Annotated in this window: 6 protein-coding genes; 2 read left to right on the forward strand and 4 right to left on the reverse strand. The window is 71.4% G+C overall.

The window, feature by feature from the left end; translation table 11 throughout:
* Positions 1-196: 196 nt before the first annotated feature.
* Both ABGB05_RS33895 and ABGB05_RS33900 read right to left on the reverse strand, forming a co-directional pair.
* Positions 197-751 (reverse strand): response regulator, encoded by a 555-nt coding sequence (locus ABGB05_RS33895; RefSeq protein WP_347658052.1) that lies wholly within the window; start codon positions 749-751, stop codon positions 197-199.
* Positions 748-5,166, reverse strand: a complete 4,419-nt coding sequence (locus ABGB05_RS33900; protein ID WP_347658053.1) for a HAMP domain-containing protein — start codon at positions 5,164-5,166, stop codon at positions 748-750. The genes ABGB05_RS33895 and ABGB05_RS33900 overlap by 4 nt, the downstream gene beginning before the upstream one ends.
* Before the next feature lie 343 nt (positions 5,167-5,509).
* On the opposite strand from ABGB05_RS33900, the gene ABGB05_RS33905 reads away from it, so the two are divergent.
* The gene (locus ABGB05_RS33905) at positions 5,510-7,585 is read left to right on the forward strand and encodes a SpoIIE family protein phosphatase (RefSeq protein WP_347658054.1); all 2,076 of its coding nucleotides are present in this window, start codon (positions 5,510-5,512) and stop codon (positions 7,583-7,585) included.
* Positions 7,586-7,603: 18 nt separating this feature from the next.
* Here ABGB05_RS33905 and ABGB05_RS33910 read toward each other — a convergent pair whose 3' ends face one another.
* Positions 7,604-9,019 carry an FAD-binding oxidoreductase gene (locus ABGB05_RS33910; protein ID WP_347658055.1) on the reverse strand — a complete coding sequence of 472 codons (1,416 nt, stop codon included), beginning with the start codon at positions 9,017-9,019 and terminating at the stop codon, positions 7,604-7,606.
* A 79-nt stretch (positions 9,020-9,098) separates the two neighbouring features.
* On the opposite strand from ABGB05_RS33910, the gene ABGB05_RS33915 reads away from it, so the two are divergent.
* Positions 9,099-11,186, forward strand: coding sequence for a S9 family peptidase (locus tag ABGB05_RS33915; RefSeq protein ID WP_347658056.1), 2,088 nt, complete (start codon positions 9,099-9,101; stop codon positions 11,184-11,186).
* 26 nt (positions 11,187-11,212) lie between these two features.
* Here ABGB05_RS33915 and ABGB05_RS33920 read toward each other — a convergent pair whose 3' ends face one another.
* Positions 11,213-12,502 carry a hypothetical protein gene (locus ABGB05_RS33920; RefSeq protein ID WP_347658057.1) on the reverse strand — a complete coding sequence of 430 codons (1,290 nt, stop codon included), beginning with the start codon at positions 12,500-12,502 and terminating at the stop codon, positions 11,213-11,215.
* Positions 12,503-12,523: the final 21 nt, after the last annotated feature.

Genomic DNA, 12,523 nt, shown 5'->3' on the forward strand with positions numbered 1-12,523 from the left:
CCAAGCCCGACCACGACGAACCTCAGGCAGCCGCACCCCAGCGGGATCAAGCCTGACCGCCCAGAGCGGGTGATCCGCCCCCAACCCCCAAGCCCGACCACGACGAACCTCAGGCAGCCGCACCCCAGCGGGATCAAGCCTGACCGCCCAGAGCGGGTGATCCGCCCCCAACCCCCAAGCCCGACCACGACGAACCTCAGGCAGCCGCACCCCAACGGGCCTCTTCGAGCATCTGCATCGCCCGCTCCCGCGCCGCCGGGTCGTCCGAGCGGAGCAGGGAGACCGCCTCGTCGACCGCCTCGGTCAACCCCCGCCACTGGGCGTCCCGCTCCCGGACCAGCACGGACTGCGCGGCGAGCTGCCGGGTCTTGACCCACAGCTCGACAAAGACCGAGACCTTGGCCCGCAGCACCCAGGGGTCGAACGGCTTGGTCAGATAGTCGACCGCGCCGACCGCGTACCCGCGGAGGGCGAGCTGGGCGTCCCGGTCGGCGGCGGTGAGGAAGATGATCGGCACGTGCCGGGTACGTTCCCGCCGCTTGATGTGGCTGGCGGTCTCGAAGCCGTCCATGTCCGGCATCTGGGCGTCGAGCAGGATGACCGCGAAGTCCTCCACCAGAAGCTGCTTGAGCGCGGCCTCCCCGCTCTCCACCGCGACCGGCTGCACCGGCAGGCCCTGCAGGATCGCCTCGAGCGCCATCAGGTTCTCCCGCCGGTCGTCGACCAGTAGGGCTTTGGCCAGCTCGCTCACCGAATCGTCCCCTCGTCGCCCGCCCCGGGTCCGGCGGTGTCGCGGCCGTCCCCGTGCACCCAGGACGCCATCAGCTCGATCAGTTCGTCCAGGTCCACCGGCTTGGTGATGTAGTCGCTCGCGCCGGCGCCCAGTGCCGACTCACGGTCGCCGGGCATCGCCTTCGCGGTCAGGAAGACCACCGGCAGGTCGGTGAACCGGTGGTTGCGGCGGATCGCCCGGGTCGTCTCGTAGCCGTCCTGGTCCGGCATCATCGCGTCCATCAGCACGATGTCCACCTCCGGATGCTCGGCGAGCAGACGTACCCCGTCCACCCCGTTGTCCGAGTAGAGCACGGTCATGCCGTGCAGCTCCAACGCGCTGGTCAGGGCGAAGACGTTCCGGACGTCGTCGTCGATGATCAGCACGGTGGCGCCGTCGAGCTGCCGGGAGGCCGGCGAGACCGGCCGGTCGGGCTCGGTGGGGATCCGCAGCATCGGCGGCTGCGCGCCGGCGGGGGTCACCCGCGCGGCCGGCAGCGGCACCGGCGGCGGGGTCACCACCGCGTCCGGCGCCAGCACGTCCGGTACGAAGAGGGTGAAGGTCGAGCCCTGTCCGGGTGCCGACGAGACGGTGATGGTGCCGCCGATGAGCCGCGCCAGGTCCCGGCTGATCGACAGTCCGAGGCCGGTGCCGCCGTACCGGCGGCTGGTGGTGCCGTCGGCCTGCTGGAACGCTTCGAAGATCAGCCCGAGTTTGTCGTCGGAGATGCCGATCCCGGTGTCGATGACGGTGAACGCCACCACCTGTCGGGCGGCGGCCAGCGCCGGTACGTCGGTGAAGCTGCCCTCCGGGGCCGAGGCCGGCCCGATCCGCAGTGTCACCGCCCCGTTGTCGGTGAACTTGACCGCGTTGGAGAGCAGGTTCCGGAGGATCTGCTGCAGCCGCTGCGGGTAGGTGACCAGGCTCGGGGGAAGCTCCTTGGAGATGCGTACCTGGAAGTCCAGGCCCTTCTCCTCGGCCTGCGGCGCGAACGCCTGCTCGACGTAGCCGCGGATCTCGGAGAACCGCACCTCGGCCGGGGTGACGTCCATCCGGCCCGCCTCGATCTTCGACAGGTCGAGGATGTCGTCGATCAGCGAGAGCAGGTCGGAGCCGGCACTGTGGATGGTCCGAGCGAACTCGATCTGCTTCTCGGTGAGGTTCTGCTCCGAGTTGTCGGCGAGCAGCCGGGCCAGCAGCAGCAACGAGTTGAGCGGCGTACGCAGTTCGTGGCTCATGTTGGCCAGGAACTCCGACTTGTACGCCGAGGCGCGGGCCAACTGTTGGGCCTTGTCCTCCAGACCGATCCGGGCGAGTTCGATCTCCCGGTTCTTGGTCTCGATGTTGCCCTTCTGTTCGGAGAGCAGTTGGGCCTTGTCCTCCAACTCGGCGTTGGTCCGCTGCAGCTCGGCGGACTGTTCCTGCAGCTCGTGGGCGAGCCGCTGGGACTGGGCGAGCAGTTCCTCGGTACGGCGGTTGGCCTGGATGGTGTTGACCGCGATGCCGATGGTGGTCACCAGCCGCTCCAGGAACGACAGGTGCAGTTCGGAGAAGGGCGAGACGCTGGCGAACTCGATCACGCCGAGCAGTTCGCCCTCGAAGAGGACCGGGAGCACCACCAGGTCGGCGGGGGCGGTGGCGGCGAGTCCGGAGCGGAGCGTCAGGCTGCCGTCCCGGGGTGCGCCGACCCGGATGGTGCGTCGGGAGAGCGCGGCCTGTCCGACCAGGCCCTCGCCGGGACCGAAGGTGACGTCGTGGTGCCGGGCGACGTAGCCGTACGAGGCGGTGAGCCGGAGCCGCATCGCGGCCTCGTCGCTGGCGTCGGCGAGGAAGAAGGCGCCGAGCTGGGCGTCGACCAGCGGGGTCACCTCGGTCATGATCATGCGGCAGACCTCGACGAGGTCCCGCTGGCCCTGCAGCAGGCCACCGATCCGGGCCAGGTTCGAGTCGAGCCAGCCCTGTTCGGCGTTCTTCTTGGTGGTCTCCCGCAGGGTGACGATCATCTGGTTGATGTTGTCCTTCAGCTCGGCGACCTCACCCTGGGCCTGCACGGTGATCCGCTGGGTCAGGTCGCCGGTGGTCACCGCCGTGGAGACCTGGGCGATCGCCCGCAGCTGGGTGGTGAGGGTGGAGGCGAGCTGGTTGACGTTCTCGGTGAGGTCCTTCCAGGTGCCGGAGACGCCCTTCACCTGGGCCTGACCGCCGAGCTTGCCCTCGATGCCGACCTCCCGGCCGACCCGGGTCACCTCGTCGGCGAACGAGGAGAGCTGATCCACCATCGTGTTCACGGTGTCCTTCAGCTCCAGGATCTCGCCCTGCGCGTCCACGGTGATCTTCTGCGACAGGTCACCCTTCGCCACCGCCGTGGTCACCGAGGCGATGTTCCGCACCTGCGCGGTCAGGTTGGAGCCCATCGAGTTCACGTTGTCGGTCAGGTCCCGCCAGGTCCCGGAGACCCCCTTCACCTGGGCCTGACCGCCGAGCTTGCCCTCGGTGCCCACCTCGCGGGCCACCCGGGTCACCTCGTCGGCGAACGAGGAGAGCTGGTCAACCATGGTGTTGACGGTGTTCTTGAGTTCGAGGATCTCGCCCTGCGCGTCGACGGTGATCTTCTGGCTCAGGTCGCCCTTGGCGACCGCGGTGGAGACCTGGGCGATGTTCCGGACCTGGGCGGTCAGGTTCGACGCCATCGAGTTCACGTTGTCGGTCAGGTCCCGCCAGGTGCCGGCGACGCCGCGTACCTGGGCCTGACCGCCGAGCTTGCCCTCGGTCCCGACCTCACGGGCCACCCGGGTCACCTCGTCGGCGAACGACGAGAGCTGGTCCACCATCGTGTTGACCGTGGACTTGAGTTCCAGGATCTCGCCCCGGGCGTCCACCGTGATCTTCTGCGACAGATCACCCTTCGCCACCGCCGTGGTCACCGAGGCGATGTTCCGCACCTGCGAGGTCAGGTTCGACGCCATCGAGTTCACGTTGTCGGTCAGGTCCCGCCAGGTCCCGGAGACCCCCTTCACCTCAGCCTGACCGCCGAGCTTGCCCTCGGTCCCGACCTCACGGGCCACCCGGGTCACCTCGTCGGCGAACGACGAGAGCTGGTCCACCATGGTGTTGACGGTGTTCTTCAGCTCCAGGATCTCGCCCCGGGCGTCCACCGTGATCTTCTGCGACAGGTCACCCTTGGCCACCGCGGTGGAGACCTGGGAGATGTTCCGCACCTGCGAGGTGAGGTTGCCGGCGAGTTGGTTCACGTTCTCGGTCAGCGCGCGCCAGGTGCCGGAGACGCCACGTACCTGGGCCTGACCGCCGAGCTTGCCCTCGATGCCCACCTCACGGGCCACCCGGGTCACCTCGTCGGCGAACGACGACAGCTGGTCCACCATCGTGTTGACGGTGTCCTTCAGCTCCAGGATCTCGCCCTGCGCGGCCACCGTGATCTTCTGACTCAGGTCGCCCCGGGCCACCGCCGTGGAGACCTGGGCGATGTTCCGCACCTGGGCGGTCAGGTTCGACGCCATCGAGTTGACGCTGTCGGTCAGGTCCTTCCAGGTGCCGGCGACGTTCGGCACCTGGGCCTGGCCGCCGAGCTTGCCCTCGGTGCCGACCTCACGGGCCACCCGGGTCACCTGCTCGGCGAAGAGCCGCAGCGTGTCGGTCAGCCCGTTGATGGTGTGCGCCAGTTCGGCGACCTCGCCCTTGGCGGAGACGGTGATCTTCTGGGACAGGTCACCCCGGGCCATCGCCGTGGTCACCTGGGAGATCGACCGCACCTGGTACGTCAGGTTCGACGCCATGGTGTTCACCGAGTCGGTGAGGTCCTTCCAGGTGCCGGCGACCCCGCGTACGTCCGCCTGCCCGCCCAGCTCACCCTCGGTGCCGACCTCACGGGCCACCCGGGTCACCTCGTTGGAGAACGACGAGAGCTGGTCGACCATCGTGTTCACGGTGCGGCCGATCCGGAGGAACTCACCGCGCAGTGGGCGGCCGTCGATCTCCAGATCCATGTGCTGGGAGAGGTCGCCGTCGGCGACCGCCACGATCACCCGGGCGATCTCGGTGGTCGGCCGGCCGAGGTCGTCGATCAGCGAGTTGATCGCCCGCTGGCCCTCCGCCCAGGCACCCTCCATGCCCTCCTCGTCGAGCCGCTCGGTGAGCCGGCCGTCGCGGCCGACGATCCGACTGATCCGGCGCAGGTCGAGATGCTGCCGCTCCTGCAGCGACACCACCTCGTTGAAGGCGTCGGCCACCTCGCCCGCGGCGCCGTTGCGGCGCGGCAGTCGTACCTTGAAGTCCCCCCGGCGGACCCGCCGCAGCGCGTCGGCGAGTTCGCCGAGCAGCACCGCGTCCTCGGCGCCGGATCGCTGGTCGGCAGAGAGTTGGTTCGCCGTGGTCATCGTCCCTCGCTCAGGCTTGGTGGCAGGTGGGCAACCCACGCCAGTCCGTGCCCACCCGGTGGTCCCGGCCGCATCCCCGAGGCGCCTCGGCCACTCCGCCCCGACGCGACGCCCCCATCATTGTGCCTGTCGCCGGGCGGATGCCACCCTGTGGCGCTCGTCGATCGTCGACCCCCGACGGTAGCCACAGACGGCAACACACCCGGACATAGGGAATCAGTAGGGCATTCCTCAGCCTAGCGCGAACCAGTTCCGGCCCGTCGGGGCCGCAAGCTGGGGTGAGTCACCGCGCCCGGATAGTGTTGCTTGGATCTCGGATCCGGCTGGTGGAGGAGTCGACAGGGTGTCAGCGGAAAGGGACGGTGGCGTGGACGACCAGGTACGTCGGGTCCGGCTGCCCGCCGACCGCCGTACCCCGGCGGCGGCCCGTGCCCTGGTGCGTTCCGTGCTGGCCGAGGCGGGCCTCGACGAACTGCTGAACGAGGCGCTGCTGCTCACCACCGAACTCTCCACCAACGCCGTCGAGCACGCCCGCACCGAACTGGACATCGAGGTCGTCGCGGACGAGTCCGGACTCACCGTGACCGTCTCCGACTTCGCCGTCGGGCCGATCGACGACGTCACCGCCCGGCCCCGCAACGACCTGACCGACATCTCCCAGGTCTCGGAACGCGGCCGCGGTCTGCTCCTGGTCGACCACTTCGCCAGCCGCTGGGGCACCACCCACCAGGCCAGCGGCAAGGGGGTCTGGTTCCGGCTGGACCGCAAGAGCGACACCGACCCGGACGACCGGCCGGCCGAACCGGGTGGCAGCGCCCTGCCCCCCGCCGCCCCCAGCGTGCCGCGACCGGTCGCCCCGTCCGCGCCGAGCGCCGGCGCGATGAGCGCGCTGATGCAGACCACCCCCGACCCGTACGCCGACGACCCGCTCCCCACCTTCGCCGCCGACCTGCTGGTCCGGGTCGGCGACATGGTCGGGGCGGCCGGCGGGGCGGTACGCCTCGACCGGGGCGACGGGGCCGGCGGGCAGCTCCTCGCCCGGTACGGCCGACAGCCCCGCCCCGGCGACGAACTGCTCCGGGTGCCGTTGACCGTGCACCGGCCGTACGCGGGGGAGCTGGAGCTGGACGCGGCGCCCTCCGGGTACGCCCGCCCGCTCGCCGCCCTGGTCGCCGAACGGCTCTCCCTGCACCTGGAGAACGACCGGCTGCGCCGGGCAGACCTGCGCCGACAGACCTGGCTCACGTTCCTCGCCGAGGCCAGCGAGCTGCTCGCCCAGTCACTCGACGTCGACCTGACGATGGCGTTGGTCCCGCAGCTCGTGGTGCCCCGGCTCGGCCAGTGGTGCGCGGTGCACACCGTCGACGAGTGGGGCCGGCTCCGGCTGGCCGCGGCCATCCACGCCGACGAGGCGCAGCTGCCGGAGCTGCACAAGATGCTGCAGGACGAGAGCACCGACTCGGTGCAGGCCCGGCTGCGCGAGACGGTACGCGGCCCCGGTCAGGTGCCGATCGGACCGCCGCTGGACGGCATCGCCGTACCGCTGGTCGCCCGGGGGCAGCGGCTCGGCACCCTGGCCGTCGGTCGCCACCAGCGGCACCGGCACGACCCGGACGAGATCGCCGTGCTGGAGGACGTGGCCCGGCGCGCCGCGTTGGCCATCGAGAACGCCCGGATCCACGACGAACGGCGCAGGGTCGCGCAGACCCTCCAGAAGTCCCTGCTGCCGCCGGTCCTGCCGGTGGTCGACGGCATCGGCTTCGCCGCCGAGTACGTGCCGACCGGGGACGCCGCCGACGTCGGCGGCGACTTCTACGACCTGGTGCCGCTGACCGACGACCGCTGGCTGGTGGCGGTCGGCGACGTCTCCGGCAAGGGGGTCCAGGCGGCGACGGTGACCGGCCTGGTCCGCAACGTGCTCCGGGTGCTGGCCGGGGACGGCCGGCCGCTGCCGGAGGCGCTGGCCCGGCTCAACGGGACGCTGGTCGAGCGGGGCGGCGGCCGGTACTGCACGCTGGCCCTGGCCGCGGTACGTCGGGAGCCGACCGGCCACCTGCACGTCGCCCTGCACCTGGCCGGGCACGACCGGCCGTTGAAGCTCGGCGGCGACGGGCGTGCCGCGTTCGTGGGCGCCGGTGGTACGGCGCTCGGCCTGCTCGACTCGATCGCCTCCCCGGTGGCGGAGGTCCGGTTGGCGCCCGGGGACGCGCTGGTCTTCTACACCGACGGGGTGACCGAGCGGCGCCGCGGCCGGGAACTCTTCGGCCTGGACCGGCTGCGGGAGGCGGCGACCCCCCTGGCCGGCTATTCGGCCGAGGTGGTGGCGGCCCGGCTCCGCTCGGCGGTGATCGGTTTCTCCGTCGAGTCGCCCCGGGACGACATCGCGATCCTGGTGCTGCGCAACGACGCGCTGGTCTGACTCCGCGACCGGATTGGCTCAGAGGCCGCCGGGGTAGCGGCCGGGTGCGAGCCGTCGGGCCGGGTCGTACCGCTGCTTGAGTCGGCGCAGCAGCGGAAGCTCGGGCACCTCCCCCCAGAGGTCCACCGTGGACCGGACCGGTGCCGGGGCGGCGACCACCAGGCAGCGCCCGGAGCGGGCGGAGAGTACGGCGCGTACCCCGGTCAGGATGGCGGCGACCTGCTCGGGTCGGGTGCTGCCCGGCAACGCGGCGTGTACGACGCCACGGCCGGCCGAGCCACGGACCGGCACCGGCACCCCGGCCGCGTCCCGCAGCGCGTAGATGGCGGCGTGCAGGTCGTCGGCGGGCACCTCGATACGCAGGGCGATCTCGTCGGGTTGGAACGGGTAGCGACGCCACCAGTGCGGCGGGCTGTCGTCGGCGCGGACGTCGCCGCCGAGCAGCTGGCTGAGCCTCGACACCCGCTGGGCGACGTCGGCGGCGCCGCCCTCGATCAGGACGGCGAGCCGACCGGAGCCGCGACCGGTCGGCCGGGCACGGCGGGCCGACCCGGCGGGGTGGTCCGGTGGCGGATGCCCCCGGAATCCGCCGATGCGGCGGGGCACGACAGGTCGGGCCGGTTCGCCCGCCGGCAGGTCGACCTCGATCGCGGTCGGTGTCAGCCCGGCGGCGCGGACCTGGCGCACCAGGTCGTGCATCTCCAGCGGGGTCCAGACCGGACGGCTCACCCAGATCCGGCGCTCCGGGATCGGCTGTACCCGCAGCAACGCCGAGACCAGCACACCGAGAGCGCCCTGTGAACCGCAGAGCAGTCGGGTCAGTTCCGGGTCGGCGCGCTCGGCCGGAACGGTCGGCCGCCTCGCCGTCCCGGCGTGGCCGAGTCTGCCGGTGGCGTCGACGTAGCCGACCCCAACCAACTGGTCACCGGGTGGGCCGGACAGATGTTGCAACGGGCCACCCTCGCCGGCCGCGACCATGCCGCCGATCGTCGCGCCGGTCGACGGCACGTCGAACGGCAGCCGGCGGCCGGCCCGGGCCAGGATCGCCTCGGCGGCGCGGACCGGCGTCCCGGCGCCGATCTCGACGAGTCGGTCGTCGGTGGGGTGGCCCCACACACCGGCGAGCCGACCGGTGTCCAGCACGATGTCCACCCGGGACGGTGCGGCACCCCAGTCGAGTTTGGTGCCGGCGCCGCGGGCGACGACCGAGAGGTCGTACTCCCCGGCGAGTCGGACCACCTCGGCGACGGCGGCCGGAGTGGCGGGCGCGGCCACCCACCGGGCCAGCGTGCCGGCCACCTCGTCGGCTGCCCCGGCGGGCCGGGCGAAGCCGTCACCGCAGATCGCGGCGAGCCGGCGGCGGACCTGCCCGTCGGCGTCGGATCGGTCGGCGTCGGATCGGCCACCGTCGGGTCGCGCGGAAATCTCCCCCACCCCGTCATCGTACAGGTGTACTAATTTTTGACAACGCCCGGTCCGGGCCGGACGTCGCTGCGGACGGTAACGTGACCGGGTGAACTCTGAGACGACCGCCGCCCCCGTCGCCCGTCGGGTGCCCGCCGAGCGCACCCACCACGGCGACACCGTGCTCGACGAGTACGCCTGGCTCGCCGCCAAGGACGACCCGGAGACCATCGCCTACCTGAACGCCGAGAACGCCTGGACCGAACAGCGCACGGCGGGGCTGGCCGCACTCCGGGACACCCTGTTCGACGAGACGAAGAGTCGCACCCAGGAGACGGACCTGTCGGTGCCGTCCCGGAAGAACGGATACTGGTACTACACCCGGACGGTGGAGGGCCAGCAGTACGGCATCCACTGCCGGCGCGCGGTCGCCGACGGCGAGGCCGCGCCGCCGATCCCGGCCGACGGCGCTCCGCTGGACGGCGAGGAGATCCTGCTCGACGGCAACGCGCTCGCCGAGGGCCACGACTTCTTCGCGCTCGGCACCTTCGACGTCAGCCCCGACGGACACCTGCTGGCCTACTCCACCGACTTCGACGGCGACGAACGGTTCACCCTGCGGGTCAAGGACCTGCGCACCGGCGAGGTGCTCGACGACGAGGTGCCGGACACCTTCTACGGCAGCGCGTGGTCGGCCGACGGCTCGATCCTGTTCTACCTGACCGTGGACGAGGCGTGGCGGCCGTACCGGGTGTGGCGGCACACGATCGGCAGCCCGGCGACCGCCGACGAGATCGTCTACGAGGAGAGCGACGAGCGGTTCTGGGTCGGCGTCGGACTGACCCGCTCGGAAAAGTTTGTCGTCATCGACGCACACAGCAAGGTCACCAGCGAGGTACGGGTCATCCCGTCGGCGAACCCGACCGGCGCACCCGCGGTCGTCGCACCCCGCCGGCAGGGTGTCGAGTACTCGATCGAGCACCACGGGCACCGGTTCCTGATCCTGCACAACGACGGCGCCGAGGACTTCGCGCTCGCGTACACCTCGGCGGACGCGCCCGGCGACTGGGTGCCGATGATCGAGCACTCCCCCGGCACCCGACTGGAGTCGGTGGACGCCTTCGCCAACCACGTCGTGGTGTCGCTGCGCACCGGCGGGTTGACCGGGATCCGGGTCCTGCCGGACGGCAGCACCGGCTCGTACGACATCACCTTCCCGGAACCGCTCTACAGCGTCGGGCTGGACAGCAACCCGGAGTACCAGACCAACACCATCCGGCTGCACTACACCTCGATGGTCACCCCGGACTCGGTCTACGACTACGACCTGGTGACCCGGGAGATGGTGCTGCGCAAACGCAAGCCGGTGCTCGGCGACTTCGACCCGGCCGACTACGAGCAGCACCGCGACTGGGCGCTGGCCGACGACGGCACCCGGGTGCCGATCTCGCTGGTCTGCCGGGCCGGCACCCCCCGGGACGGCTCGGCGCCCTTCCTGCTCTACGGCTACGGGTCGTACGAGGCCAGCATGGACCCGTGGTTCTCCATCCCCCGGCTCTCCCTGCTGGACCGGGGCGTCATCTTCGCGGTCGCGCACGTACGCGGCGGCGGTGAACTGGGCCGGCGGTGGTACGAGACCGGCAAGATGCTGGCGAAGAAGAACACCTTCACCGACTTCGTCGCCGCCGCCCGGCACGTGGTGAAGGCGGGCTGGACCTCCTCGGAGCGGCTGGTCGCCCGGGGCGCCTCCGCCGGCGGGCTGCTGATGGGCGCGGTGGCGAACCTGGCACCGGACGCCTTCGCCGGCATCGTCGCCCAGGTGCCGTTCGTCGACCCGCTCACCTCCATCCTCGACCCGTCGCTGCCGCTCACCGTCACCGAGTGGGAGGAGTGGGGCAACCCGCTCGACGACCCCGAGGTGTACGCGTACATGAAGTCGTACTCGCCGTACGAGAACGTGGCGGCGCAGGACTATCCGGCGATCCTCGCGGTGACCAGCCTGAACGACACCCGGGTGCTCTACCACGAGCCGGCCAAGTGGGTCGCCCGGCTGCGGGCCACCGCCCCGGACGGCGACTACCTGCTGAAGACCGAGATGGGCGCCGGCCACGGCGGCCCGAGTGGCCGTTACGACTCCTGGAAGGAGGAGGCGTTCATCAACGCCTGGATCCTCGACCGCCTCGGTGCGGCGGGCTGACCGGGTTCAGCACAGGCTGACCGGGCTCACCGCAGGCCGCGGTCGCGCAGCAGGGTGAGCCGGTCGGCCGGTACGCACTCCGGCAGGTTGCGGTCGAGGTCGACCAGTTCCCAGTCGACGGCGTAGACCACAAAATCGTCGGTGACCGGCAGGACCGGGGTCCAGTCGTAGGCGTTGAGGTCGGCCGCGACCGCGCAGAGCAGTCCACGGGCCCGCTCGTTGACCCCGCTGCCGGTCGCCCCGGCACCGCCGTCGCTGCCGGCGGCCGGGGTGCTGCCGTCACTGTCGGCCGCCATCAGCTCCTGCCGGAGCAGCCGTACGGTGTCGGACAGCGCCTCCAGCTCGACGGATCCGAGATGGTGCAGGTCGGACGGGTTCCAGATGATCCAGGCAGGGTCGTCGTCCGAGGCGCCAGGGTCGCCGTCCCCGGCCTCGTCCCCGGCTTCGGCTTCGGCTTCGGCTTCGGCTTCGGCTTCGGCCAGCCAGTCACGGCGTTGCGAGTCGAGGCCTACGTGCACCGCGAGTGTGCCGAGCGGGTCGTTCGGTAGGTAGCCCAGCGCCACGCAGTACGCCGGCTCGTCGACCGCCATCTGTCGGATCTCCTCCGGCACCTGCCGGACCAGTTCCCGGTGTGCCGTCTCCATCGCCGCGTCCAGGGTGAAGCCGGCCGGCGGGCGTTCGTACACCAGCTCTGTCCGATGACCGGACCAGTCGATCTCCAGCCGGGACAGGCCGGCGTCGTCGTACCCGGCCGTGATCGTCTGGTACGGAGTGAGTGGGCCCAGCCGTCGCTCCGGCCGGCCCGCCCGTTCGGCGCGCCAGGTCCGGACCAGCCTCACCCGGTCGCCGGTCCAGGCGTACGTCTCGTGGCCGCCGCCACCGGTCGCGGCCGTGGTCGCAGACCGGATCCGGCCGGCCTCGAAGCGGTACTCGTGCAGGTAGATCGGTTCACCGCCGCTGCGGAAGTGCGCCTCCTCGACGGTGTCCGAAGCAACCGACCGGAGTGTCTCGTAGTAGAGAGTGCCGCGCAGGAAGCCGCTGTACTCCTCGATCACCACCGCCCGACCCCCGGCGTCGAAGCCGATCCGGTGGTGGTCCCGGTCCTCCGACGGCCGTTCGGCGAGCGGTTGGCCGGGCCTCCACCGGTGCCGTTCGTACCAGAGGGGACGCAGGTCGACGGCGTCCGCGCTGTACCACTGCCAGCGGACCACTGCGGCGTGTGCGGCCCGCCGGCGCTCCGGATACTCCTGGCGGAGCCGCCCGAACCGCAGGTCGAGGGGGGACAGGTCGACCACGGGAAGATCCTCGTCCGACACCGCATGGATGCTACCGGCACA

Source organism: Plantactinospora sp. B5E13 (assembly GCF_039871775.1).
Taxonomy (GTDB): Bacteria; Actinomycetota; Actinomycetes; order Mycobacteriales; family Micromonosporaceae; genus Plantactinospora.

Coding starts and splice junctions, on each gene's coding strand:
- ABGB05_RS33900 (WP_347658053.1), bottom strand. CDS start 5,166: ATGACCACGGCGAACCAACTCTCTGCCGACCAGCGATCCGGCGCCGAG.